This window comes from Methylobacterium sp. E-066 (assembly GCF_022829635.1).
GTDB lineage: Bacteria > Pseudomonadota > Alphaproteobacteria > Rhizobiales > Beijerinckiaceae > Methylobacterium.
Map to the genome: position 1 here is coordinate 83,715 of NZ_JAKSYO010000096.1, position 24,070 is coordinate 107,784.

24 protein-coding genes are annotated in these 24,070 nt (G+C 67.2%); 10 read left to right on the forward strand and 14 right to left on the reverse strand.

Annotated features, from left to right (window positions below; all coding sequences use genetic code 11):
• Positions 1–248: 248 nt before the first annotated feature.
• The 3 genes from MKL20_RS13320 (at position 249) to MKL20_RS13330 (ending at position 3,686) form a co-directional block, all read left to right on the forward strand.
• A complete protein-coding gene (locus tag MKL20_RS13320; protein ID WP_244037063.1) occupies positions 249–1,721 on the forward strand; it encodes a catalase in 1,473 nt (490 codons plus the stop codon).
• Positions 1,722–1,902: 181 nt separating this feature from the next.
• Positions 1,903–3,189 carry a crotonyl-CoA carboxylase/reductase gene (ccrA, locus tag MKL20_RS13325; RefSeq protein WP_244037064.1) on the forward strand — a complete coding sequence of 429 codons (1,287 nt, stop codon included), beginning with the start codon at positions 1,903–1,905 and terminating at the stop codon, positions 3,187–3,189.
• Positions 3,190–3,383: 194 nt separating this feature from the next.
• Positions 3,384–3,686, forward strand: coding sequence for an alkylphosphonate utilization protein (locus MKL20_RS13330; RefSeq protein ID WP_243960900.1), 303 nt, complete (start codon positions 3,384–3,386; stop codon positions 3,684–3,686).
• 135 nt (positions 3,687–3,821) lie between these two features.
• Here the strand turns inward: MKL20_RS13330 and MKL20_RS13335 are convergent, their stop codons facing one another.
• Positions 3,822–3,998, reverse strand: coding sequence for a hypothetical protein (locus MKL20_RS13335; RefSeq protein ID WP_243960898.1), 177 nt, complete (start codon positions 3,996–3,998; stop codon positions 3,822–3,824).
• 248 nt (positions 3,999–4,246) lie between these two features.
• Between MKL20_RS13335 and MKL20_RS13340 the strand changes: the two genes are divergently transcribed.
• Positions 4,247–5,707, forward strand: coding sequence for a trypsin-like peptidase domain-containing protein (locus tag MKL20_RS13340; RefSeq protein WP_409568147.1), 1,461 nt, complete (start codon positions 4,247–4,249; stop codon positions 5,705–5,707).
• Between the two features lie 117 nt (positions 5,708–5,824).
• Here the strand turns inward: MKL20_RS13340 and MKL20_RS13345 are convergent, their stop codons facing one another.
• The 4 genes from MKL20_RS13345 to MKL20_RS13360 form a co-directional block, all read right to left on the reverse strand.
• On the reverse strand, positions 5,825–5,980 hold the full coding sequence (locus tag MKL20_RS13345; protein WP_007563230.1) for a hypothetical protein: 156 nt from the start codon (positions 5,978–5,980) through the stop codon (positions 5,825–5,827).
• 123 nt (positions 5,981–6,103) lie between these two features.
• Positions 6,104–7,153 carry a cysteine synthase A gene (locus MKL20_RS13350; protein ID WP_244037066.1) on the reverse strand — a complete coding sequence of 350 codons (1,050 nt, stop codon included), beginning with the start codon at positions 7,151–7,153 and terminating at the stop codon, positions 6,104–6,106.
• 269 nt (positions 7,154–7,422) lie between these two features.
• On the reverse strand, positions 7,423–7,917 hold the full coding sequence (locus tag MKL20_RS13355; protein ID WP_244037067.1) for a hypothetical protein: 495 nt from the start codon (positions 7,915–7,917) through the stop codon (positions 7,423–7,425).
• 740 nt (positions 7,918–8,657) lie between these two features.
• Positions 8,658–9,350, reverse strand: a complete 693-nt coding sequence (locus tag MKL20_RS13360; protein WP_244037068.1) for an FMN-dependent NADH-azoreductase — start codon at positions 9,348–9,350, stop codon at positions 8,658–8,660.
• Between the two features lie 86 nt (positions 9,351–9,436).
• Here MKL20_RS13360 and MKL20_RS13365 point away from each other — a divergent pair, with 86 nt between their 5' ends.
• On the forward strand, positions 9,437–10,348 hold the full coding sequence (locus MKL20_RS13365) for a LysR substrate-binding domain-containing protein (RefSeq protein WP_244037069.1): 912 nt from the start codon (positions 9,437–9,439) through the stop codon (positions 10,346–10,348).
• Between the two features lie 29 nt (positions 10,349–10,377).
• Here MKL20_RS13365 and MKL20_RS13370 read toward each other — a convergent pair whose 3' ends face one another.
• From MKL20_RS13370 to MKL20_RS13395, 6 genes are all read right to left on the reverse strand, one after another.
• Positions 10,378–10,602 (reverse strand): type II toxin-antitoxin system HicB family antitoxin, encoded by a 225-nt coding sequence (locus tag MKL20_RS13370; protein ID WP_244037070.1) that lies wholly within the window; start codon positions 10,600–10,602, stop codon positions 10,378–10,380.
• Between the two features lie 75 nt (positions 10,603–10,677).
• A complete protein-coding gene (locus MKL20_RS13375; RefSeq protein WP_313898991.1) occupies positions 10,678–11,703 on the reverse strand; it encodes a sulfate/molybdate ABC transporter ATP-binding protein in 1,026 nt (341 codons plus the stop codon).
• A gap of 16 nt (positions 11,704–11,719) precedes the next feature.
• Positions 11,720–12,601 (reverse strand): sulfate ABC transporter permease subunit CysW, encoded by an 882-nt coding sequence (cysW, locus tag MKL20_RS13380; protein ID WP_244037071.1) that lies wholly within the window; start codon positions 12,599–12,601, stop codon positions 11,720–11,722.
• Positions 12,594–13,448, reverse strand: a complete 855-nt coding sequence (gene cysT, locus MKL20_RS13385) for a sulfate ABC transporter permease subunit CysT (RefSeq protein WP_243960869.1) — start codon at positions 13,446–13,448, stop codon at positions 12,594–12,596. The genes cysW and cysT overlap by 8 nt, the downstream gene beginning before the upstream one ends.
• 10 nt (positions 13,449–13,458) lie before the next feature.
• A complete protein-coding gene (locus MKL20_RS13390; RefSeq protein WP_244037128.1) occupies positions 13,459–14,445 on the reverse strand; it encodes a sulfate ABC transporter substrate-binding protein in 987 nt (328 codons plus the stop codon).
• A 364-nt stretch (positions 14,446–14,809) separates the two neighbouring features.
• Complete coding sequence (locus tag MKL20_RS13395) at positions 14,810–14,995, reverse strand: hypothetical protein (protein WP_244037072.1); 186 nt, start codon at positions 14,993–14,995, stop codon at positions 14,810–14,812.
• 146 nt (positions 14,996–15,141) lie between these two features.
• Between MKL20_RS13395 and MKL20_RS13400 the strand changes: the two genes are divergently transcribed.
• From MKL20_RS13400 to fdhE, 5 genes are all read left to right on the forward strand, one after another.
• Positions 15,142–15,483 (forward strand): hypothetical protein, encoded by a 342-nt coding sequence (locus MKL20_RS13400; RefSeq protein ID WP_244037073.1) that lies wholly within the window; start codon positions 15,142–15,144, stop codon positions 15,481–15,483.
• Between the two features lie 152 nt (positions 15,484–15,635).
• The gene (gene fdnG, locus MKL20_RS13405) at positions 15,636–18,716 is read left to right on the forward strand and encodes a formate dehydrogenase-N subunit alpha (RefSeq protein WP_244037074.1); all 3,081 of its coding nucleotides are present in this window, start codon (positions 15,636–15,638) and stop codon (positions 18,714–18,716) included.
• 13 nt (positions 18,717–18,729) lie between these two features.
• A complete protein-coding gene (gene fdxH / locus MKL20_RS13410; protein ID WP_244037075.1) occupies positions 18,730–19,668 on the forward strand; it encodes a formate dehydrogenase subunit beta in 939 nt (312 codons plus the stop codon).
• Positions 19,669–19,966: 298 nt separating this feature from the next.
• Positions 19,967–20,689: a formate dehydrogenase subunit gamma gene (locus tag MKL20_RS13415; RefSeq protein ID WP_244037076.1), complete on the forward strand. Its 723-nt coding sequence runs from the start codon at positions 19,967–19,969 to the stop codon at positions 20,687–20,689.
• Positions 20,690–20,692: 3 nt separating this feature from the next.
• The gene (gene fdhE / locus MKL20_RS13420) at positions 20,693–21,682 is read left to right on the forward strand and encodes a formate dehydrogenase accessory protein FdhE (protein ID WP_244037077.1); all 990 of its coding nucleotides are present in this window, start codon (positions 20,693–20,695) and stop codon (positions 21,680–21,682) included.
• Positions 21,683–21,940: 258 nt separating this feature from the next.
• Here the strand turns inward: fdhE and MKL20_RS13425 are convergent, their stop codons facing one another.
• From MKL20_RS13425 to MKL20_RS13435, 3 genes are all read right to left on the reverse strand, one after another.
• Positions 21,941–22,285, reverse strand: a complete 345-nt coding sequence (locus tag MKL20_RS13425; RefSeq protein WP_244037078.1) for a hypothetical protein — start codon at positions 22,283–22,285, stop codon at positions 21,941–21,943.
• A 318-nt stretch (positions 22,286–22,603) separates the two neighbouring features.
• Positions 22,604–23,089: an SRPBCC family protein gene (locus MKL20_RS13430; protein WP_244037079.1), complete on the reverse strand. Its 486-nt coding sequence runs from the start codon at positions 23,087–23,089 to the stop codon at positions 22,604–22,606.
• A gap of 329 nt (positions 23,090–23,418) precedes the next feature.
• Positions 23,419–24,060: a L,D-transpeptidase gene (locus tag MKL20_RS13435; RefSeq protein ID WP_244037080.1), complete on the reverse strand. Its 642-nt coding sequence runs from the start codon at positions 24,058–24,060 to the stop codon at positions 23,419–23,421.
• Positions 24,061–24,070: the final 10 nt, after the last annotated feature.

Consider the following 24,070-nt stretch of genomic DNA (forward strand, 5'->3'; position numbering starts at 1 on the left):
GCCGGATTTGAAGCGCCGGTCCCGCGCGCCGCCTCACAAGCCCGCGCGCGACCTGGAATTTAATGGCTCCAAACGGGAACCGGCGCGTTGGACCGCCGGCGATCGCACCAGCACCGTTTCGCATGCGTGCGGCCGCCGAATCGGGCGCGACCGGCGTCGCCCCCGATTCCGGATCCGTGACTAACCGCGCTCTCCAGCGCCGGACCGACTGGCTCGGCCGGCGGCGAGCGCCCCAAGGAGCGACAGCGATGGCCGATCAGAGCCCGCGCCTGACGACAGCGTTCGGCAACCCCATCTCCGACAACCAGAATTCGATCACCGTGGGCCCCCGCGGGCCCGTGCTGATGCAGGACTACCACCTCATCGAGAAGATGGCCCATTTCAACCGGGAGCGGATCCCGGAGCGGGTGGTGCACGCCAAGGGCTACGGCGCCTACGGCACGTTCCGGCTGACCAAGTCGCTCGGCCAGTACACCCGCGCCAAGGTGCTGACGGAGGTCGGCAAGGCGGTGCCGATGGTCGCCCGGTTCTCCACGGTGGGCGGTGAATCCGGCTCCGCCGACACCGCCCGCGATCCCCGCGGCTTCGCCCTGAAGTTCTACACCGAGGAGGGCAACTGGGATCTCGTCGGCAACAACACGCCGATCTTCTTCGTGCGCGACGCGATCAAGTTCTCGGACTTCATCCGCACCCAGAAGCGCGACCCGCGCACGCACCTGAAGCCGCATTGGCGCCGCTGGGACTTCTGGAGCCTCTCGCCCGAGGCGATCCACCAAGTGATGATCCTGTACAGCGACCGCGGCACGCCGAAATCGGCCCGGTTCATGAACGGCTACGGCTCGCACACCTTCTCGCTCTGGAACGAGAAGGGCGAGCGCTACTGGGTGAAGTTCCACTTCCACACCAAGCAGGGCATCCAGAATTTTTCTGCGGAGGAGGCCGATCAAATCGCCGGGACGGATCCGGATTATTCGGCGGCCGACCTGTCCTCGGCGATCGAGCGGGGCGACTTCCCGAAATGGAAGGTCTCTGTCCAGATCATGCCGGAGCTCGATGCCGACACCTATCGGATCAACCCGTTCGACCTCACCAAGGTCTGGCCGCATGGCGATTACCCGCTGATCGAGATCGGCGAGATGGAGCTGAACCGAAATCCGGAGAACTACTTCGCCGAGATCGAGCAATCGGCCTTCGAGCCGTCGAACGTGGTGCCGGGCATCGGCTTCTCGCCGGACAAGATGCTGCAGAACCGCATCCTGTCGTACTCGGACGCGCATCGGTACCGGCTCGGCGTGAACTACCACCAGATCCCGGTGAACCAGGCCAAGAACGCCAAAGTGCAGACCTACCACCGGGACGGGTCGATGCGCACCGACGGCAACCACGGCGCGCAGGTCGATTACCAGCCGAACTCCTTCGGCGGTCCCGTGGAGGATCCGGCCTTCGCCGAGCCGCCCCTGCGCATCCGGGGCGACGCCGCCCGCTACGGCTGGCCGAACGACGACGAGGACCTCTACGGCCAGCCGCGCCAGCTCTGGTCGAAGGTGCTGGACGCGGGTGAGCGCCAGCGGCTCGTGAAGAACATCGTCACCTCGATGGGCGACTCGCCGCGGCACATCCAGGAGCGGATGATTGCCCATTGGTATAAGGTACACCAGGATTTCGGCCGCGGCGTCGCGGAAGGTCTCGGGATCGACACCCGCCAGGCCGCCGCCGAATAATACTTGGTCGGTTCGCAAGCCGAATTTGAATAGGTGGGCGCCGGCCTTGTGCCGGCGCCTTTTTCACGCGCGAAACCCTCCGATTTCGACTTTCGGCCCACTTGGACGCCTCCGACATCGCCGCTATAGCGCGAGAGAGAACCGCGGCCGTGAGAACAGCGCGGGATGAGAGGAGAGCGAGATGGCTGCGAGCGGTGCGGTCCGTCCGGCGGACGGCGAGTTCAAAGATCTCTACGAGATGGGCGAGATCCCGCCGCTGGGTCACGTGCCGGCCAAGATGTACGCCTGGGCGATCCGGCGCGAGCGTCACGGGCCGCCGGAGGACTCCCACCAGCTCGAAGTGCTGCCGGTCTGGTCGATCGGCGACGACGAGGTGCTGGTCTACGTCATGGCCGCGGGCGTGAACTACAACGGCGTCTGGGCCGGCCTCGGCGAACCGATCTCGCCCTTCGACGTGCACAAGGCCGAGTACCACATCGCCGGCTCCGACGCGTCCGGGATCGTCTGGGCGGTGGGCGCCAAGGTGAAGCGCTGGAAGGTCGGCGACGAGGTCATCGTCCACTGCAACCAGGATGACGGCGACGACGAGGAGTGCAACGGCGGCGACCCGATGTTCTCGCCCTCGCAGCGGATCTGGGGCTACGAGACGCCGGACGGCTCCTTCGCGCAGTTCTGCCGGGTGCAGTCGCGCCAGCTCATGGACCGGCCCAAGCACCTCACCTGGGAAGAGGCGGCCTGCTACACGCTGACCCTCGCCACCGCCTACCGCATGCTGTTCGGCCACGCGCCGCACACGGTCCGGCCGGGCCAGAACGTGCTGATCTGGGGCGCCTCCGGCGGTCTCGGGGTGTTCGGCGTCCAGCTCTGCGCGGCCTCGGGCGCCAACGCCATCGCGGTGATCTCGGACGAGTCGAAGCGCGACTACGTCATGAGCCTCGGCGCCAAGGGCGTGATCAACCGCAAAGACTTTAACTGCTGGGGGCAGCTGCCCAAGGTCAACTCGCCTGAGTTCAACGCCTGGACGAAAGAGGCGCGGAAGTTCGGCAAGGCGATCTGGGACATCACCGGCAAGAAGGATGTCGACATCGTCTTCGAGCACCCGGGCGAGGCGACCTTCCCGGTCTCGGCGCTGGTGGTGAAGCGCGGCGGCATGGTGGTGTTCTGCGCCGGCACCACCGGCTTCAACATCACCTTCGACGCCCGCTACGTCTGGATGCGCCAGAAGCGGATCCAGGGCTCGCACTTCGCCCATCTCAAGCAGGCCTCGTCGGCCAACCAGTTCGTGATCGAGCGCCGGGTCGACCCGTGCATGAGCGAGGTGTTTCCCTGGGACAAGATCCCCCAGGCCCACACCAAGATGTGGAAGAACCAGCACCCGCCCGGCAACATGGCCTGCCTGGTGAACTCCCCGCGCGCGGGCCTGCGCACGGTCGAGGACGTGATCGAGGCCGGCCCGCTCAAGCGCTGACGCTGACGCTGACTCCCGGCTCCCGCTCTCGGGCGGGGGGCCGGCCTCCCCTCTTGCCCCCGGCCCGGCCGGGAGCGAGAACGGCCGCGCTCGTTCCAGCACCCCCGCCGGGGCGATGACCGATTCGGCGTGAGGGGCGCGGACGCGCAGGGTGACGGGCGCAGCGCCCGGACCCGGCATCGGGGGTTCCAGACTTGGCCGGAGACGACGATTCTTACGTGTACGACGAGGCGACGGGCGAGTGGCTCCCGCCCGGCGAGGCTTCCGCCGCAGCACCCGCCCGGGCCGAGGTCCGCGATTCGGCCGGCAACGTCCTGGCCGACGGCGACTCGGTCACGCTGATCAAGGACCTGAAGGTCAAGGGCGCGAACCAGACCCTGAAGCAGGGCACGGTCATCCGGTCGATCCGGCTCACGGACGATCCCGAAGAGATCGATTGCCGCCACGACACCATCAAGGGGCTCGTCCTGCGCACCGAGTTCGTGCGCAAGCGCTAGGGTGGTCAGGGTTTCAAAAGATCCGGGACCTTTTGCGGGTCCAGGGCAGAGCCCTGGTGTCGGGCTTCGCCCAATGCTTCGGGGCTCCGCCCCGAAACCCCGCCAAAGGGCTGAGCCCTTTGGAAACCCGGTCTCCTACCGGCGCTTGGTCTCTTCCTGCGGCAGGTGGCGCCCGTAGGCTTCCTGCTTCTCGGCGCGCTCCCGGATCAGGTCGGCATAGGCCTGCCGCATCTCGGGGGAGACGCTGACGCTCTTGCCCTTGGCGGGCTTGCGCTTGGGCGCCTTCTTGAAGGTGTTGTTCGTCTCGCTCATGCCGGGCTCCGCGTCGGACCATGGCGGCGGCGCGCGGCCGGCAGGAGGTCCGAGTCGGGTCCCGATTCGGAGTCCGGGCCGGCCCGCGAGGCCGGATTCCTGCCCTCTAGCGCATCGCGCGGCCGTGTGCACGGGACCGCGACGCCGGTTTGGACAGATTTCCCCGTGCGCGGCCGGCCGAGGGCGTCCGGTCTGGCGCGCCGCGGAGGGCTCTGCCAAGGTTACCGTGTTGAGCGTCGGGGACGGCGATGGATTCGCGGGAAGCTGGGCAGGAACCGGGTCGGGCGACCGCTGCGCCGCGCGGCCCCCGGAGGGCTCTCCTCCTGGCGGTCCTCGTGCTGGGCGGCTTGACGGCGCCAAACCCGGGATTCGCCCAGGACCGTCCGGCGATGGCCCGACCGGCCCAGCCCGCTCCGAAGGCCGCCTCACCCGCCAAGCCCGTCGCGCCCGATCCCGCCTTCGAGACGACCAGGGCTGCCTTCGAGGCGCTGACCGAGGCGGACCGCAAGGCGATCCAGGATGCCTTGGTCTGGACCGGCGATTTCAACGCCGTGGTCTCGGGGGCGTTCGGCCGCCGGATCTTCGACGCGCTGACCGCCTACCGGACCCGGACCGGCGGGGCCGATCCGCTGGAGCCGCGCGGCCGGGCGGCGCTGCTGGCGGCGGGCGAAGCGGCCAAGGCGGCGGCGCGCTTCCGGATCGCCGCCGATCCCGCCACCGGCGTGGTGATCGGCGTGCCCGAGCGCCTGCTGTCGAAGCGCACGGCCCTGCCAACCGGCACCCGCTGGCAGAGCGCCGACGGGCGCGTGACCCTGGAGTCGCGCGCCATCCCCCCGGGCGGCGAGACCCTGGACAGCCTGTTCGACCAGCTCACGGCGGCGCTGCCCAACCGCAAGGTCACCTACAAGCTGCGAAAGCCGGAGTCCCTGGTGGTCACCGCGGAGACCGCGAGCGGCCTGTCCTACGTCCGTTACGATGCCGGGCCGCAGGGCGTGCGCGGCTTCCTGATCGGCTACGACCGGGCCCTGGCGGCGGAGGTCGGCCGCCTGGTGATCGCGGTGGCTAACGCCTTCACGCCGTTCCCGGCGGCCGCCGATGCGGCGCCCCCGAAGGTCGCCGCGAGCGCGCTGGCCGGCTCCGCCGCCGCGCCGCCGCCGACGACAACAGCCACCCCTGCGGGTGCGGGAACCGGTTTGGTGATCGCGCCGGGGCGCGTCCTCACCGCGGCGGCGGTGCTGGAAGGCTGCCCGGCGCCGCGGATCGGCCAGGCCACGGCCCGGGTTCTCGCGACCGATCCGGCCGGGCTCGCGCTGCTCGAGGCGGCCGGCATCCCGGCCCCGGTGCGGATGCCGGTGCGGGCCGATCCGCCCGCTGCCGACGAGGCCCTGATCGCGCTGGCTCCAGGCGCGGACGGAGTTCTGGCCGCACCGGCCACGGCCGTGACGGGCGGCGTGATCGCGCCGCTTCAGCCGGGCTCCGCCGGGGCGCCGGTGCTCGACCGGTCGGGGCGCCTGGTCGGACTCGTGGCCCGCTATCCGGCGGCGCCGCGGCGGGTCGCCGGCATCGTGCCGCCCGCGCGCACGGCTCTGGTGCCGGCGCATGCGGTCTCGGCCTTCCTGGCCGGCCAGGGCATCGCCGAGGCGAAGCCGCGCTCGGAGATCGGGCCCGGCGCGGCCGCGTCGGCCATCGTCGGGATCACCTGCCGATAAGGCCGGCGCCTCATCACGGACCGGGAGCGCGGCCCCGATCCGTGACGCGGACATGCCGCGTCGGACGATCCCGCCGAACCGCAGGCGGCCCGGCGGGGGACGGCGTCCGGACGGGCCTTACAGCCGGCCGGTGACCAGCAGCACGATCAGCACGATGAGCAGGATGCCGCCGAGGCCGAAGCCCGGGCCGCGATAGGCGCCGCCGCCCAGGAAGCCGCCGCCGCCGAAGGCCAGGATGATCAGGATGATGAGCAGAATGGTGACGAGGGACATGGATCGGACTCTCCGGACAGCCGCGCTGATGCGAGCGTGACCGTTCAAACGCTGCGACAATCCGTTCCGTTCAACGCGATCCCACGCTTTTGTGAGGATAATCGCCGGATGAGGCCGTAGCGCTCAGGCGTGCCAATCCGGCAACACATCCTGCGGCGCCTCGAGCCAGCCCGGCACCGGCAGGTCGCGCTCGGTCAGGAAGGCCGGGTTGAACAGTTTCGAGGCGTAGCGCGCCGCGCCGTCGCACAGGATCGTCACCACCGTGTGGCCGGGCCCGAGCTCCCGGGCCAGCCGGATCGCCCCGGCGACGTTGATGCCGGACGAGCCGCCCAGCGACAGCCCCTCCTCCCGCATCAGGCCGAAGACGATGTCCAGCGCCTCGCGGTCGGGGATGCGGAAGGCGTGATCCGGGGTGAAGCCGTCGAGGTTTTTCGTGATCCGGCCCTGGCCGATCCCCTCGGTGATCGAGGAGCCCTCCGCCTTCAGGGTGCCGGTGGTGTAGTGCGCGTAGAGGGCCGAGCCCTCCGGGTCGGAGAGCGCGATGCGCACCCCCGGATTCCGGGCCCGCAACGCCGCCGCGGTGCCGGCGAGCGTCCCGCCGGTCCCGGCGGCGCAGACGAAGCCGTCGACCCGGCCGCCGGTCTGGTCCCAGATCTCGGGGCCGGTCCCGTCCACATGCGCCTGCCGGTTGGCGACGTTGTCGAACTGGTCGGCGAAGAACGCCCCGTTGGCCTCCGTGGCGGCGAGCTTTTCGGCCAGCCGCCGGGCGACGTGGACGTAGTTGTTCGGGTTGGCGAACGGCACCGCCGGCACCTCGACGAGGCGCGCGCCGGCGAGCCGAAGGGTCTGCTTCTTCTCCTCGGACTGGGTGACCGGGATGACGATCAGCGTCCGGTAGCCGCGCACGGAAGCCACCAGGGCGAGGCCGATGCCGGTATTGCCGGCTGTGCCCTCCACGATGGTCCCGCCCGGCCGGATCAGGCCCTTCGCCTCGGCATCCTGCACGATGGCGAGCGCCGCCCGGTCCTTCACCGACAGGCCGGGATTGAGGAACTCGGCCTTCCCGAAAATCTCGCAGCCGGTCGCCTCGGAGGCGCGGCGCAGCCGGATCAGCGGCGTTTGGCCGATTGCGGCGAGGACATCGGGATGGGCGGTGCGATTCGAGGTCGTCATGGGCCAGAGCGTAAGAGAACGGTGACGCGCTGGCGAGCCCCGATTAAATAGGGAGCCGCCGCTAATCTACAGCCTATCGGGTGCCATGCGAGATGATGGCCATCGTCAAAATTCCGCTACCAGTATGCAATCCTCGGTATCAGGTATCGCAACGTCTGTTTCCCCCAAACTCTTGGGGAACGCCTTATCTAAATCAACCTCAAACAGGTTTTTCGTCAGAGACGGACTGATCTATCGTCTTTGTTTTAATTTGATCCAGTGGCGTTATGTTATTCTAAATATGCCGAAAATCGAGAGTAAATAATTTTTTTTGACAGGTCTGGCAGGTCGTTAGCCACGACGGTGCGAAACGATTGTGGTGCCTCGGAACTGACCAGGCGTACTTGCCCGCTACGGCGCAAGTATCTGCCGTCAGTGCTGACGACGTCTATAAATCCAGAGTCAACAATCTGTCCATTGCCGATGGAAATGTAATTATCGCCTGGAATGGGTAGATCATCTCTGCCCGTAAGAAATGACCATTCCTCGGCGCTAACTTCGGTAATTTCACGCCCAAATTGACATGTGATGTGATTTATTATGTAATTACCGGGAATAATTTCTCGGTAGGTCGTGCGAATATCTTTAGCGTAATTAATCCCCTCTGCAGAGAAGGCATACTTTATGGTATCTAACGATAGTAGTTTTTTAAAATCCTCAATATAATCGCCGCTGGATTTTATATTCCCTGATCTGACCGACCAAAGTACGAGATCCCTGTTCAACCTTTCCGTTTACAACTCTTCTCATCTCCACAACGCTTGTAGGACAGTGGCTTCCATTGAGTGATACACGCACGACAATGGCGGCGCCCACTTTCTGGACGAGAATGGGAGCCTCGTTTGCCTCAGCCTTAGCGTATTTGGAAAGTGTTGGCGGATATGAATTCGCCATGCAGGCGCCCAAAAATCCTGCATATGAAATTGTAATGCAGATTCGGGCAATTGCGCTCCAAGTAATTTTATTCCGCGACATTGTGCTATCGCACGTTTCCATTGTATGAGTATTTCTGCAATACAGTTAATTGGGTGGATCTATAGTAATTTTTGCTATGTATTGAAATATAAAATCAATTTATATTTACACTTAAATTCCTACGATTGTATTTACGGCAGAAGGCGATAGGTCGCACGCTAAGTTTTTCATCCTAGCGCTTAAGGGTCTGTCTGGGAAGAGCCTTCCTTAGGATTCTCACTGCGTAGTTCGACACAGAAACACGATCTCGGAGGCAGACGATTTGAGGGGCCATTAAGGATAATTCTGCTCGGACCGATGTGGGATGACAGGGACGCCTCGACCTACAGGATCGTTTCGAGGTTATCTTCAGTATCATGACTGCTGTCGGCAATGAGGTAACTTCTAGTGAATTCCGCGCAACTCGGTCGCACGGAGAATCTCTCTCTTTCGTCTCACTTCGCCAAGACGCCTTAGGACCGTGCCGTCCCATACCCGGTACGAGTCCCGATCAGCTGTCTGACACGAGGCGCTCGACCAAGTGGTCGATGGCTGCTTCCGCCCGAGCGATGGACACGCTCAGCCGCTCGTCGGCAAACTCGTCATATTCCACCGCGACGGTATCGTTGTCGCGAAGTCCGAGATAACCAAGAGGAACTTTCAGTCCGGGCTCTACGAGGTTCATCGCGGCCAGTCGTCCGCCCGCATCATAGCCATGATCGCCACGCGCCGTCAGGATGATCAAGTGTTTGCCGGGTGGCAGCATCGGCCAATAGGGCTCTCCCGGACGGGCACGATCGAACCCGAACGTCACACCGACGCGCACGACATTGTCGATCCACGCCTTGAGCTGCGCGGGCAGGCCGAAATTGTACATCGGCGCGCCGATGACGATGAGGTCGGCGGCGATCAGCTCGGCTGCCAGAACGTCGCTTTCCGCTAGTACCGCCCGTTGGGCGCCGTCGCGTCGTTCGGGCGGACAGAAGGCTGCGGCGATCCAGGGACCAGTGACCGGGCTTGGCGGCTCGTTCCCGACATCCCGGTATGTCACCGGATCCGTCGGCCGTGCTTCCGACCAGCGATCGACGAAGCGCCGGCTCAGCCGTCGCGTGTGCGAGCCATGCCGGTCGCGACCGGACAGGCCGGACCGGGCGCTCGCGTCGATCTGGAGCAGGCGAATGGAAGGACGTGTGGAGGATGACATGGAGAAGCCCGCTTCATGTACACGATTCGGTCACGACCCGATCATCCACAGCGTGCGGCGTATGACGAACGCGAATCGCTCACCCGATGGCTGAACTGAACTCATCCATGGCGCGCTCTCGAAGGTTGCCGCCGCTGGCCGCTCTGCGCGCCTTCGAGGCGGCCGCCCGTCACCTCAGCTTCCGCAAGGCCGCCGAAGAGCTCGCCGTGACGCCGACGGCGGTGAGCCATCAGATCCGTCTGCTGGAGGACACGCTGGGCATGCCGTTGTTCGTGCGGCAGGTCCGGCGTGTGTCGCTGACAAGTGCCGGCCATCGGCTCTATCCGATCCTGCGCGACGGCTTCGACGCCTTCGAACGCGCGATTGCCGACCTGTCGCCGAGGCGGCAACGTAAGGCGGTCACGCTGACAGCGACGACGCTCTTCACGGCGCGGCGCCTTCTGCCGGCCCTCAGCCTGTTCCGGGAGCACCATCCGGCGTTCGACCTGCGGCTGCACGCTTCGGACGACCTGGTCGATCTGGCTTCAGGGCTCGCCGATATCGCCGTCCGCTACGGATCAGGACCCTTCGTCGGGCTGGTGTCGGAACCGCTTCAGTCCGAACGGTTCGGCGTTCTCTGCAGCCCGAACCTTGGATTGTCCAAACCGGAGGACTTGAAACGCGCCACGCTGCTGCATGTCGAGTGGAAACGGCTGGAGCTGGCGCCCGACTGGCCCCGGTGGGCGCGCCTGGCCGGCATGCCCAACCTCGCCGTCGATCAAGGGCTGCGTTTCACCGAGGATGCACACGCGCTTCAGGCGGCTGTCGCCGGTCACGGCGTCATTGTCGCGAGCCTCGTGCTGGCCGCACCCGAGATCGAGGCTGGCCTGCTCATCCACCCGTTCGGACCGGTCATCCCGGGGGAAACCTACCATATCGTCGCGACGCGGGAGAACATGGCCTGCGCCGATGTCCGCGCCGTGAGCGACTGGCTCAAGCAGACCGTTCCGGTGGCGTGAAACGTTTTGGAGAAGCCGCGCGCTTGGCTTCAGGGGCGCGGAGCCGGAGCAAGTGTTGGCGAAGGAATGTCTCGCCCCAACCGATGAGCGGCAGAGATCCAAGTCTCGATGGCCTCGGCGACATTCGCCTCTAGCAGCACGAGATCGTCCCCGTCGGATATGCAGCCGGGCAAGTCCGGTACGCGACCGAGCCATCCGGCTGCGCCCACCTCGGACAGGGGCTCGACCTCGACGCAATAGCCGCGAACCACCATGGCTCAGCCTCCGTCGGAGGCCACGAATATCAGATGAGCCATCGCTAAGCCTTCAAAGCCCAGCCAGCGATCGCCTCACCCGAACACATGCCCCCCGTTGATCCGCAGCCCGACCGGATGCCCGGCCGGGTAGCGGATGCCGTCGAAATCCTCCACCGCGAGCACGCGGCCCTGGTCGTCGGCGACTTCGATGCGCTGGCGGCCCTGGCTGCGGTAGGAACTGCGCACGGTGCCGGAGAGATGCGCCGCCTCGGGCTCGGCGAGCTGCAACTGCCAGGGCCGGACGTAGAGCTTGACCGGGCCGATGGTCCCGGCCGGTGTCGCCACCGGCGTCTCCCGGCCGCGCACCAGCACCCGGCCGCCCTCGGCCAGCGCTTCCACCTCGACGTGGTCGCCGAGGAACTTCATCACCGTGGCCGAGGCCGGGTGTTCCTGGACCTCGTCCGGGGTGCCGACCTGCTCCAGGCGGCCGCGATCCAGCACCGCGACCCGGTCCGACAGTTCCAGGGCCTCGTCCTGATCGTGAGTCACGAAGATCGTGGTCTGGCCGGTGCGGTCGTGGATCTCGCGCAGCCAGCGGCGCAGGTCCTTTCGGACTTGGGCGTCGAGGGCGCCGAAGGGCTCGTCCAGCAGCAGCACCCGCGGCTCGACGGCGAGCGCCCGGGCGAGCGCCACCCGCTGGCGCTGGCCGCCCGAGAGCTGCGACGGGTAGCGGTCGCCGAAGCCCGAGAGCCGGATCAGGTCGAGCAGGTCGCCGACCCGGCGCTTGATCTCAGGCCTAGCCGGCCGGTCGGCCCGGCGCCGCGCGTTCAGCCCGTAGGCGATGTTGTCGGCCACGCTCATGTGCTTGAACAGGGCATAGTGCTGGAACACGAAGCCCACCGCCCGCTCCTGCACGGCCAGACCGGTGGCGTCGTCGTCGCCGAACAGGATCCGGCCCCGGTCCGGCGCGTCGAGCCCGGCGATGATCCGCAGCAGCGTCGTCTTGCCCGAGCCCGAGGGGCCGAGCAGCCCGAGCAACTCCCCCGCCCGCACGTCGATCGACAGGTCGTGCAGCACCGCGGCCGTGTCGAAGGTCTTGGAGATGCCCTCGACCCGGATCGCCGTCGAGGAGCGGTCAGTGAGTCCGGCCGTGTGCGAGCTCGCCCGCGAAGCGCCACTCGAGGAAGGATTTGAGGACGAGGGTGATGAGGGCGAGGACAGCGAGGAGCGTAGCGACGGCGAAGGCGGCGACGAAGTTGTACTCATTGTAGAGGATCTCCACGTGGAGCGGGATGGTGTTGGTCAGGCCGCGGATGTGGCCGGACACCACCGACACCGCCCCGAACTCGCCCATCGCCCGGGCATTGCAGAGGAGCACGCTGTAGAGCAGGCCCCAGCGGATGTTGGGCAGCGTCACCGTGCGGAACGCGTGCAGGCCCGAGGCCCCGAGCGTCAGGGCCGCCTCCTCCTCCGAGGAGCCCTGCTCCTGCATCAGCGGGATCAACTCCCGGGCGACGAACGGGAAGGTCACGAACACGGTCGCCAGCACGATCCCCGGCAGGGCGAACAGCACCTGGATCCCGTGGTCCACGAGCCAGGTGCCGAACAGGCCCTGCGAGCCGAACAGCAGCACGTAGATCAGCCCCGAGACCACCGGCGAGACCGAGAACGGCAGGTCGATCAGGGTGATCAGCAGCGACTTGCCGGAGAACTCGAACTTGGCGATCGCCCAGGAGGCCGCCAGGCCGAACACCACGTTGAACGGCACCGCGATCGCCGCCACCGTCAGGGTCAGGCGGATCGCGCTCCAGGCATCGGGCTCCCGGAACGCCGCCAGGAAGGCCTCGACCCCCTTCGAGAAGGCCTGGGTGAACACCGCGATCAGCGGCAGCACCAGGAACAGCGCCAGGAAGGCGATCGCGATCCCGATCAGCACGGTGCGGGTGGCCGCCCCCTCCGAGGCGACCGGCTCCGCCCGCACGATCGGTGCCACGGTCGGCGAGAAGATCTCAGACATAGCCGAAGCGCCTCCGGCTCCAGGCCTGGATCAGGTTGATGGTAAGCAGCGTCAGGAACGAGATGCCCAGCATGATCGTGGCGATCGCCGCCGCCCCGCCATAGTCGAACTCGGACAGCTTGATCACGATCAGGAGCGGCGCGATCTCCGAGACGTAGGGCAGGTTGCCGGCGATGAAGATGATCGAGCCGTACTCGCCGACCCCCCGGGCGAAGGCCATGGCGAAGCCGGTGAGCACCGCCGGGATCAGCGGCGGCAGCACCACCTTGGTCAGGGTCGCGAACCGGTTGGCCCCGAGGGTGGCGGACGCCTCCTCGATCTCCTTGTCGATCTCGGCGATCAGCGGCTGCACGGTCCGCACCGCGAAGGGCAGCCCGATGAACACCATGGCGATGAAGATCCCCACCGGCGTGTAGGCCGCCTGGATGCCGAGCCGGGCGAGCGGCGCGCCCAAAAACCCGTCCGGCGCGTAGAGCGAGGCCAGGGCGATGCCGGCCACCGCGGTCGGCAGCGCGAAGGGCAGGTCGACCGCCGCGTCCATGAGCTTGCGGCCCGGGAAGCGGTAGCGGGTCAGAACCCAGGCGACCAGGAAGCCGAAGACCGAAGCCACGAGCGCCGCGACCGCCGAGACGCCGAAGCTGATCCGCAGGGCGCTGGACACCCGCGGATCGGTGGCAACGTCCCAGATCCCGGAGAGGCCGAGGCCGGACGCCTTGGCGACGAGCCCGGCGAGCGGCAGCAGCACGATGAGCCCGAGGCAGGTCAGCGTGTAGCCGAAGCTGAGCCCGAAGCCCGGGATCACGCTCGGGCGGCGGAAGGTGCGTTTGCGACGCGGCGTCTCGACCATGGTTCCCGCCTCAGCGGCCGGCCCGGCTCAACCGGTCGAACAAGCCGCCGGCGTCGAAGTTCCGCTTCTGGATCTCGTCCCAGGAGCCCTGATACTCCTCGATCTTGAACAGCTTGATCTCGGGGAGCTGGGCGAGGTCGGCCGGGGCCGCCGCCTCGCGGCGGATCGGGCGGTAATGGTGCTTGGCGAAGATCGCCTGCGCGCGGTCGCTGTACAGGAAGTCGAGATAGGCCTGGGCGGCCTTGGTGGTGCCCTTGCGCTCGGCATTGGCGGCCACGAGGGCCACCGGCGGCTCGGCGTAGATCGAGGTCGGCGGCGACACGATGTCGAACTTGTCCGCGCCGAATTCCTGCAGCACCAGGTAGGCCTCGTTCTCCCAGGTCGGGAGCACGTCGCCCAGCCCGCGCTGCGCGAAGGTCACCGTGGAGCCTCGGGCGCCGGTGTCGAGAACCGGCACGTTCTTGTAGATCTGACCCACGAAGGCGTCGGCCTTGGCGGCGTCCTTGTCCTGGCCGTAGGCGTAGCCCCAGGCGGCCAAGAAGTTCCAGCGGCCGCCGGCCGAGGTCTTGGGGTTCGGGGTGATCACCTTGACGTCCGGCTTGGTCAGGTCGGCCCAGTCCTTGACGCCCTTCGGGTTGCCCTTGCGGACCAGGAAGACCACCGTCGAGGTGTAGGGTGTGGCCTCGTTGGGAAGCTTGGTCCGCCAGTCGTCGGGAATCTTGCGGGTCAGCTTGGCGATGGCGTCGATGTCCGACGGGATGCCCAGCGTGACCACGTCGGCGTCGACGCCGTCGATCACCGTGCGGGCCTGGGCGCCCGAGCCGCCATGCGAGGCGCGCACCGTGATCGCCTCGCCGGTCTTGGCCTTCCATTCCTCGGCGAAGACCGTGTTGATGTCGCGGTAGAGTTCCCGGGTCGGGTCGTACGAGACGTTCAGCAGCGCGGTCTCGGCAGCGGCCGGCTGAAGGCAGGACAACAGGCCGGCCCCGACCAGCATCGACAGCCCGAAAGCCCGGTTCCTGACCGCACCGTTCTTTATCACGCCCGCTCTCCCAGCCGCTAACGGGTGCGCCGCAGCGAGGCGCACCCAGAAAGCCCTGGATCGTTCGGTTTATCGAACGAAGTCAAGTCTCGGGCGCGTGGTCACACGGCCTTATGCGGGCTGCAGGATCGTCGGATTCCCCGGGAGCACAAGCGGTCAGGGGGATTGATGAGGGCAGAAGGCATGGATCTTCTCCAGCTCGAAAAGCCAGGAGAAGAATGTCAGCGCGTCAGAGGGTTTCGTAGAAAGAACGAACTCATGTGCGATGGCGCACATTTCGCTCGAAGCGCTTCGTCGCCCGATCCGTAAGACGCGACGCTCAAGGCTTCGATTTGCCGAGTTGCTTCACCAGGGCCTCGAGGCGCTGGTCGATCGGCGCCGCCAGCGTGTCGGCGTAGACCGCCCGCAGGTTCTGGCCAAGATGCCGGCGGACGCTCGGGCTGAGGGAGGCCACGGTCGATGAGGCGGTCTCTTCGGACGGACGCTCCGGATACGACTTCGTCATGATCCCGAGTCTCCTAGGCGGCCACGCCAGGAGATTGGCAAAGCTTGGTTAAGAAGCCGTCACGGCGGCCGGTCCCGGGGGCCGGAACTGGCCGCCCCGGGGGCACGTTGCCGGCCATGACCCCTCGCGCAGATCGGATCCACCCTGTGTCCCGCTCGATTTCCCTGACTCTGATGGCGTTCCTGGCGTTGGCGGCGACGAGCGCCCCGGCCCTGGCCCAGACGCAGCCCGGCGAGATCAAGGGGATCGACGCGATGGGCGACAAGTCCCGCAGCGCCCAGGACGGCTGGAGTCAGGCGCCGGTTCCCCGGGAGCAATCGGCCGCCAAGGACGCGCCGAACCCGGGCGGCAAGTCGATCGGCGAGAACGCCGACCGGCCGGTCCCCAAGGCGGATACGGGCGGATCCTCCGCGACGGAGCCGCAGGCGCCCCTCGACCACCGCACCGGCGGCCCCTCGGGCAACAATCCGGCCGCGCCCTCCAAGTAAAAAACACGTGCTCCTGTAGGATGATAGCCGGCACTTGAACGTGCCGGCACATGCAAGACAGCCCTGCCCGCTGTGTCACCCCATCGCACTTGCCTCGTGCACGCTTTTTTGGGACACCCTGGAATTATACCAGATCGCTTTAAGGAGCGGAGATGAACGTCCAGGTCTCTCGGCGTGGCCTGCTCAAAGGGGCCGGCGCCGGCCTCGCGGGCGGCTCGCTCGGCGCACTCGGCTTCGGCGGACTCCAGCCGGCCATGGCCGCCGCGGTGCGGCCGTTCAAGCTCGCGCAGATGCGCGAGACCCGCAACACGTGCCCGTACTGCTCGGTCGCCTGCGGCGTCATCCTGTACAGCCTGGGCGACCGTTCGAAGAACGCGCGCTCCTCGGTGATGCATATCGAGGGCGATCCCGATCACCCGGTCAACCGTGGCACGCTCTGCCCGAAGGGCTCGGCCCTGCTCGACTTCGTGCATGCCGAGACGCGCACCAAGTACCCGCTCTACCGGGCGCCCGGCACTTCCGAGTTCAAGCGCGTCTCCTGGGACTTCGCCCTCGACCGGATCGCGGCCCTCCTCAAGGAGGATCGGGACAAGAACTTCCTGGCCAAGAACGAAGAGCTCACGGTCAACCGCTGGACCACGACGGGCTTCCTCGGGGCCTCGGCCACCACCAACGAGACGGCCTGGCTGACCTACAAGACAGTCCGAAGCATGGGGGCCCTGGTCTTCGATAACCAGGCCAGGGTTTGACACGGTCCGTCGGTCGCCAGTTTGGCGCCCTCCTTCGGACGCGGTGCGATGACCAACCTCTGGATGGACATCAAGCACGCGGACGTGATTACCGTGATGGGCGGCAATGCCGCCGAAGCGCATCCGTGCGGATTCAAGTGGGTCGTCGAGGCGAAGGCCCATAACAACGCCAAGCTCATCGTCGTCGACCCGCGCTTCACCCGCACGGCGTCGGTGGCCGATCTGTACTGCCCGATCCGGCAGGGGACCGATATCGCGTTCCTGTCGGGTGTCGCGAAGTACCTGATCGACAACGACAAGCTCCAGCACCGCTACGTCGCGGCCTATTCCAACGCGGGCTACGTGGTCCGCGAAGGCTACGATTTCAGCGAGGGCCTGTTCGCCGGCTACGACGCCGAGAAGCGCGACTACGACAAGAGCACCTGGGACTACGAGATCGGTCCCGACGGCTACGCCGTGGTCGACGAGACGATGCAGCATCCGCGCTGCGTCATGCAGCTCCTGAAGAAGCACATCGCCATCTACACGCCGGAGATGGTGGAGCGGATCTGCGGCTCGCCGAAGGAGACCTTCCTGAAGGTCTGCGAGCTGATGGCGACCACGTCGAGCCCTGAGCGGACGATGGCCTCGCTCTACGCGCTCGGCTGGACGCACCACTCCAAGGGCTCGCAGAACATCCGTTCGATGTGCATCGTCCAGACGCTGCTGGGCAATATCGGCATGCTCGGCGGCGGCATGCAGGCCCTGCGCGGCCACTCCAACATCCAGGGGCTGACCGATCTCGGGCTGATGTCGAACCTCATCCCGGGCTATCTCAACCTGCCCGTGGAGAAGGAGCCGGACTACGCGAGCTACATCGCCAAGCGGCAGTTCAAGCCGCTGCGCCCGGGCCAGACCAGCTACTGGCAGAACTACAACAAGTTCTTCGTCTCGTTCCAGAAGATGATGTGGGGCGATAAGGCGACGAAGGAGAACGACTGGGCCTACGATTACCTGCCCAAGCTCGACGTGCCGACCTACGACGTGATCCGTGGGTTCGAGCTCGCCAAGCAGGGCAAGATGACGGGCTACATCATCCAGGGCTTCAACCCCCTGCTGTCGTTCCCGAACCGCGCCAAGATGACGGACGCCTTCTCCAAGATGAAGTTCATCGTGGTGATGGATCCGCTCAAGACGGAGACCGCCCGGTTCTGGGAGAACCACGGCGAGTACAACGACGTCGATCCGACCAAGATCCAGACCGAGGTGTTCGAGCTGCCGACCACCCTGTTCGTGGAGGAGGAAGGCTCGCTGTCGAACTCCAGCCGCTGGCTGCAGTGGCACTGGCAGGCCCAGGAGCCTCCGGGCGAGTGCCGCTCGGACATCGAGATCATGTCGGAGATCTTCCTCCGCGTGAAGGCGGCCTACAAGAAGGATGGCGGCGCGTTCCCGGACGCGATCCTCAACCTGAAATGGGACTACGCGATCGCGGAATCGCCGACGCCGACCGAGCTCGCCCGCGAGCTCAACGGCTTCACCGTGGCGCCGACGCCGGACCTCAACGGGACGATCATCCCGGCGGGCAAGCAGCTCGACGGCTTCGCCCAGCTCAAGGACGACGGCACCACCGCCTGCGGGTGCTGGATCTACTCGGGCTGCTACACCGAGAAGGGCAACACCATGGCCCGCCGGGACAACAATGATCCCGGCGACCGCGGCATCGCCCCGAACTGGGCCTTCGCGTGGCCGGCCAACCGGCGCGTGCTCTACAACCGGGCGTCCTGCGACCCGGAGGGCAAGCCCTGGTCGGAGAAGAAGAAGCTCATCGAGTGGAACGGCAAGCAGTGGATCGGCTTCGACGTGCCGGATTATGGCGTCACCGTCGCCCCGGATAAGGGCGTCGGGCCGTTCATCCTGAACCAGGAGGGCGTCGCCCGCCTGTGGACCCGGGGGCTCATGCGCGACGGGCCGTTCCCGACGCATTACGAGCCGTTCGAGTCGCCGATGGCCAACATCCCGTTCCCGAAGATCAAGGGCGCCCCGGCGGCCCGCATCTTCAAGGACGACCTGGCCGATCTCGGCGACGCGAAGGACTTTCCTTACGCGGCGACGAGCTACCGCCTGACCGAGCACTTCCACGGCTGGACCAAGCACGCCCGGATCAACGCGATCCTCCAGCCGGAGGCCTTCGTGGAGATCTCGGAGGAGCTGGCGAAGGAGAAGGGCATCACCAAGGGCGGCTGGGTCCGCGTCTGGTCGAAGCGCGGCTCGCTCAAGGCCAAGGCGGTGGTGACCAAGCGGATCAAGCCGCTGATCTGCGACGGCAAGCCCGTCCACGTCGTCGGCATCCCGCAGCACTGGGGCTTCATGGGCCTGACGAAGAAAGGATGGCACCCGAACTCGCTGACGCCCGTGGTGGGTGATGCGAATACCGAGACTCCGGAGTTCAAGGCCTGGCTCGTGAATATCGAGCCGACCACGCCGCCGTCCGACGCGGTCGCCTGAGGAGCTCGAGATCATGGCCGATTACAGCTCCCTCGATATCCGCCAGCGCTCCGCCTCCACGGAGACGCCGCCGGAGATCCGCCGCCAGGTGGAGGTCGCCAAGCTCATCGACGTGTCGAAATGCATCGGCTGCAAGGCCTGCCAATCGGCCTGCGAAGAGTGGAACGACCTGCGCGACGACATCGGGATCAATCGCGGTGTCTACGACAACCCCCACGACCTCACGCCGAAGTCGTGGACCCTCATGCGGTTCACCGAGTACGAGAACCCGGAGACCCAGAACCTCGAATGGCTGATCCGCAAGGACGGCTGCATGCACTGCACCGAGCCGGGCTGCCTCAAGGCGTGCCCGTCCCCCGGCGCGATCGTGCAGTATTCCAACGGCATCGTCGACTTCATCGAGGAGAACTGCATCGGCTGCGGCTATTGCGTGAAGGGGTGCCCGTTCAACATCCCGCGCATCAGCCAGACCGACCACAAGGCGTACAAGTGCACCCTGTGCTCGGACCGGGTCGCGGTGGGGCAGGCTCCGGCCTGCGCCAAGGCGTGCCCGACCGGCTCGATCATGTTCGGCACCAAGCAGGCGATGATCGAGCAGGCCGAGACCCGGGTCGAGGACCTCAAGTCGCGCGGCTTCCAGCATGCCGGTCTCTACGACCCGGCTGGCGTTGGCGGCACGCACGTCATGTACGTGCTGCACCATGCCGACCAGCCGAGCCTCTATGCCGGCCTGCCGAACGACCCGAAGATCTCGCCGCTGGTCGCCTTCTGGAAGGGCGGCGCCAAGGTGTTCGGGCTCGCCGCGATGGGCTTCGCCGCGGTCGCGGGCTTCTTCCACTACGTGACGGCCGGCCCGAACGAGGTCGTGCCGGAAGAAGAGGAAGAGGCGGTCGAGTACGACGAGGCCAAGCGCCGCGGCGAGACCGGCAGCGGCGAGGCGCGGCCGCACTGATAGGAGCGTGTCGGCGGGTTACGAGGGTGACCCGCCGCTTGTGAAGGTCGTGACGCGCCCCCTCTCCCGTGCGGGAGAGGGTTGGGGTGAGGGACCAGGGTCTTCCGGAGAGGTCGCATCCCTCACCCGGCTCTCTGCGAGAGCAGACCTCTCCCGCACGGGAGAGGGGACCCGCGTCTCATCCGGCCCTCTGTGCATTCGCTAGGCCGGCGTGCCGGCCAAGCGATACCGAATTCAAAGCCAGCCCTCGCCGCCGCTGCGGCGCTGGGCCGGCGCCACGTCAGGCGCGAGAAGGCCGATGACGAGCCAGAACGATATCCGGGACGGTGATTCCCGCCCCCTGCATCACGCCAAGGGCGAAACGCCGGAGGTGATGTACGTCCCGCGCTACACCGGCGTTCAGCGCGTGAACCACTGGATCACCGCGATCCTGTTCACCCTGCTGACCCTCTCCGGCCTGGCGATGTTCACGCCCTACCTGTTCTCGCTGACCGGCCTGTTCGGCGGCGGGCAGGCGACGCGCGCGATCCATCCGTGGTTCGGCGTCGCCCTGGCGGTGAGCTTCTTCTTCCTGTTCGTGCGCTTCTGGCGGCTCAACATCCCCAACAAGGACGATGTCGCGTGGTCGATGAAGATCGGCGACGTGGTCACCAACCGGGAGGACCGCCTGCCGGAGCTCGGCAAGTACAATGCCGGCCAGAAGGGCGTGTTCTGGGGCCAGACCGCGCTGATCGGGGTGATGTTCGTCACCGGCCTGGTGATCTGGAACACCTATTTCGGCGGCCTCACCACGATCGAGACCCAGCGCTGGGCGTTGCTCGCCCACTCGCTCGCCGCCGTGATCGCCATCGCGATCATCGTGGTCCACATCTACGCCGGCATCTGGGTGCGCGGCACCGGCCGGGCGATGGTCCGCGGCACGGTCACGGGCGGCTGGGCCTACCGGCATCACCGCAAGTGGTTCCGGCAGATCGCCGGCGCCAAGGTGCGCCGGGGCTCGGTGGACAAGCGCGGATCCTGAGGCGTGGCCAATTTCTTCAGGCGGAAGCCGGCGGCTCCGGCCGAGACGACTCCCGCCGCTTCCGAGCCAAAACCCCGGCGGCGGGATTTCAGCGAGCTGAAGCCCGATCCCGACAAGATCGGGATCTCGGGCTCGGTGCCGTTCGTGCGGCTGCCCGATCCCGGAACGCTGTTCGCCGACCGGGCCGCACGCTTGACCGCGGCGGCACCAGGGCATCCGCTCGAGGCCTATCTGCGGTTCGTCGCAGAGGTGGCCCGGGCGCAGGCGTCGGTCCAGACGGCCTTCCCGCCCGCCGAGGCGCCGGCCGTGTCCGACATGGCCCTGCGTGCCGAGCACGGCATGCCGCCCCTGTCGCGGCATCGGCTGGAGGCGGATCCGGGCTTCGACGGCTGCCTCACCGCCCTGCTGAAGCAGCTCGACCTGTCCGTGTCCCCGGAGGCGTCCCAGGCGGCCCGGGCGAGCCTGCTGGCGGCCTCCCCGGCGGACCGGCTCGATCTGGCGGTGCAAGTCGTGGAAGGCGGGCTGCCGATGGAGCGGATCGCCGAATGCGTGTTCGTGGCCGCGGCCCTGCAGGTCCGGTTCGCGCAGGACGCGGCGCGCCTCGATGCGTCGGTCTTGAAGCCCGTGGCCGACGGCGTCTGCCCGTGCTGCGGCGGCGCACCGGTGGCGAGCGTGGTGGTGAGCTGGACCCCCGCCGACAAGGCCCGGTACCTCAGCTGCTCGGTCTGCGGCACCCTGTGGAACCACGTCCGGATCCGCTGCACCGCCTGCGGCTCCGGCGAGGGCATCAGCTATTACGGGCTCGACGAGGTGTCTAAGGACGTCCAGGTCGAGACCTGCACGACCTGCCACAGCTACATCAAGCACCTGCACCAGCACCGGGCGCCGGCGCTCGACCCGGTGGCGGACGACATCGCGTCCTACGGCCTCGACCTGAAGATTGCCGAGGACGGATTTCGCCGCGCGGGCTTGAACTTACTGTTCATCGTCTGAGAGCCGATTCGACCGGTCTTTCCCATCCTCACCCTCATCCTGAGGCGACGGAGCGAAGCGGAGGCCTCGAAGGAGCCCTCCAGGAATCGCGCGGCTGGCTGGAGGGCTCCTTCGAGGCTGCTACGCAGCACCTCAGGATGAGGGGAGGGATCAGGACAACCGTTGTCCGACCGAGGTTGCGACGTCAAACAGACTCTCAGTCCCGGATCCACAAGGTCCGGGACGTTGTGCGGGTGCAGGGCGGAGCCCTGCGAAGTCTCAACGATACCCGTACCGGCTCTTGGCGGCGGCCAGGAGGTGGAGCGCCTCGCCGGACTTGCCGGCGGCGCATGCCGCGGCGGCCTGGCTGAGGTCGGCGTTGAAGGTGTCGCCCACCGGCTTGTTGAGGTTGCCGGTCGCCACGTCGCTGTCGACGATGGCCTTCGTGCGCGCGATCTCCGGACCGCAGCCGCTGCCCGTAGGGAGAGTCAGGGGCGCCGGAACGATCGGCGAGGGCTCGGAGACCTTGGGCGCTGAACGCTGCTGGCAGGCGCCCAGCGTCGCGGCGGCGAGAACGACGAGACTGAGGCGCATCGGGAGACGGGACGCGGGCACGGCGATCATCCTATTGCGGCGCACCGGCTGCGCCGCCGGGGTTTTGAGCCGAGCTTGGCAGTGGGTCAATCGCCCCGGCGGCATGCCTGCGCGCTGCGATGATCACAGATCGCGTTCAGAATCATCTGTGGCCCGATGAGGGGCCCGGTCCAGACCTGAGACGCGCCCGCCCTCTCCCCGGAGGGCGCGGGTCCCCTCTCCCGTGCGGGAGAGGGACAGGGTGAGGGGTCCGGGTCTTCCGGAAAGGGCGCATCCCTCACCCCAACCCTCTCCCGCACGGGAGAGGGGGCGCGTCGAGCCCTGCACCGGCGCGGGCGATTGAGCGCCCTACTTGGCCTTGTCCGCCAGTGCCTTCAGGCCCGAGTCGTAGATCCCCTGGATGGCGTCGAGCGCCACGGTGTCGGGGGCGCCCTTGGCGTTGAAGGTGCCGCTCCAGGTCACCTTGGAGCCCGCGCCCTCGGGGGCGACCGCCAGCGTCGACTTGTAGTCGGCGACCGGCAGCGGGCCTTCCAGGATCGTGTAGGTGTAGCTCATCACCTTATCGTCCCGGGAGACCTGCTCCTCCTTGAGGGTGCCGCCGCCCTTCAGGCTGAGGGTTCGGACCTTCAGGCCGTCCTTGTCGGACAGGACGCACTTCTCGATGGCCGGGTGCCAGTCGCCGATGCCGCAGAACTCGCCGATCGTCTGCCAGACCTTGGCCGGCGGCGCGGCGATGTCGGCCGAGCGCGTCACCTCCAGGGCATGGCCCGTGACGGTGGAAGCGGCCAGCGCCAAGGCGGCAAGCGGCAGGGGCCGGCTGAAAGCGAAGGGCATCGGGGGGTCTCCATCCATATCGATCGCGGCGGGCGCCGCGCAGGCTCTAGGGGCCGCGCAGGAGCTAGGCCGGGATGCCCGCCGGGGCAATGGGCCGGGCGGACAGGGGTGGTCGGCCGCGCTCAGACGACGCGGTGGGTGGGGGAGCCGGCAACGCGGATCCCAAACGCTCCCCTCATCCTGAGGTGCCGGGCGATCGACGATCGCTTGGCCTCGAAGGAGCGCTCCAGGGATCGCAGTGACGTCTGGAGGGCTCCTTCGAGGGCTCCGCTACGCGCCGCCGCCTCAGGATGAGGGCGTGGGTGGGAAGGACCGACCAGGCCGCTGCCCTACCACCCCTCCCCCACATCCACCTCGACCGGATACCCATAGCCCGGCACCGGCGCGTAGGCCGGGCGCACGGCGGTGCGGGCGTAGGAGGCCGGGAGCGGGCGGCGGCCCATCTGGTCGAGATCGGCCATGCTGTCGTCCGGCGCGTCGAGATCGCGACTCCGGGCGACCCGGCGGCTGCGGGTGCTGCGCTCGGCCACCAGGGCGTCGGCGCCCTCGATCTGGACGCGGGTCCGGTTCATCCCCTGGGTTTTCACGAGGTTGAACAGGGTCGCGGCGTTGCGCACCGAGAGGCGCACGCAGCCATGCGAGGCCGCGCGGCCGAGGCTGCGGACGTGGTTGGTGCCGTGGATCGCGTGGCCCTGAGTGGTGAAGAACATCGCGAACGGCATGGGCGCGTCGTCCCATTCCTTCGAGGAGTGGGTGCGCTCCATCCGGAACGGCCGATAGGAGCCGGACGGGGTGTCGTAGGCCTCGACGCCCGTGGAGACCGGCCAGGTATAGCGCGGCTGCCCGTCGACCGAGACCTCCATCCGCTGGGCGGATTTGTCGACGCTGATGAGCACATCCGCCCGTGCCGCCGGCGACGCGGCGCCCCACAGGAGCAATCCGGACAGGACCGAGACCAGACCGATACGCATGCACGACCTC

Bases quoted from the DNA above. Each gene is read 5' to 3' on its own strand.
- MKL20_RS13320 (WP_244037063.1), top strand. From the start codon at position 249: ATGGCCGATCAGAGCCCGCGCCTGACGACAGCGTTCGGCAACCCCATC.
- ccrA (WP_244037064.1), top strand. From the start codon at position 1,903: ATGGCTGCGAGCGGTGCGGTCCGTCCGGCGGACGGCGAGTTCAAAGAT.
- MKL20_RS13335 (WP_243960898.1), bottom strand. From the start codon at position 3,998: ATGAGCGAGACGAACAACACCTTCAAGAAGGCGCCCAAGCGCAAGCCC.
- MKL20_RS13340 (WP_409568147.1), top strand. From the start codon at position 4,247: ATGGATTCGCGGGAAGCTGGGCAGGAACCGGGTCGGGCGACCGCTGCG.
- MKL20_RS13345 (WP_007563230.1), bottom strand. From the start codon at position 5,980: ATGTCCCTCGTCACCATTCTGCTCATCATCCTGATCATCCTGGCCTTC.
- MKL20_RS13350 (WP_244037066.1), bottom strand. From the start codon at position 7,153: ATGACGACCTCGAATCGCACCGCCCATCCCGATGTCCTCGCCGCAATC.
- MKL20_RS13360 (WP_244037068.1), bottom strand. From the start codon at position 9,350: ATGTCATCCTCCACACGTCCTTCCATTCGCCTGCTCCAGATCGACGCG.
- MKL20_RS13365 (WP_244037069.1), top strand. From the start codon at position 9,437: ATGGCTGAACTGAACTCATCCATGGCGCGCTCTCGAAGGTTGCCGCCG.
- MKL20_RS13370 (WP_244037070.1), bottom strand. From the start codon at position 10,602: ATGGTGGTTCGCGGCTATTGCGTCGAGGTCGAGCCCCTGTCCGAGGTG.
- cysW (WP_244037071.1), bottom strand. From the start codon at position 12,601: ATGTCTGAGATCTTCTCGCCGACCGTGGCACCGATCGTGCGGGCGGAG.
- cysT (WP_243960869.1), bottom strand. From the start codon at position 13,448: ATGGTCGAGACGCCGCGTCGCAAACGCACCTTCCGCCGCCCGAGCGTG.
- MKL20_RS13390 (WP_244037128.1), bottom strand. From the start codon at position 14,445: ATGCTGGTCGGGGCCGGCCTGTTGTCCTGCCTTCAGCCGGCCGCTGCC.
- MKL20_RS13395 (WP_244037072.1), bottom strand. From the start codon at position 14,995: ATGACGAAGTCGTATCCGGAGCGTCCGTCCGAAGAGACCGCCTCATCG.
- fdxH (WP_244037075.1), top strand. From the start codon at position 18,730: ATGGCCGATTACAGCTCCCTCGATATCCGCCAGCGCTCCGCCTCCACG.
- MKL20_RS13415 (WP_244037076.1), top strand. From the start codon at position 19,967: ATGACGAGCCAGAACGATATCCGGGACGGTGATTCCCGCCCCCTGCAT.
- MKL20_RS13425 (WP_244037078.1), bottom strand. From the start codon at position 22,285: ATGATCGCCGTGCCCGCGTCCCGTCTCCCGATGCGCCTCAGTCTCGTC.
- MKL20_RS13430 (WP_244037079.1), bottom strand. From the start codon at position 23,089: ATGCCCTTCGCTTTCAGCCGGCCCCTGCCGCTTGCCGCCTTGGCGCTG.
- MKL20_RS13435 (WP_244037080.1), bottom strand. From the start codon at position 24,060: ATGCGTATCGGTCTGGTCTCGGTCCTGTCCGGATTGCTCCTGTGGGGC.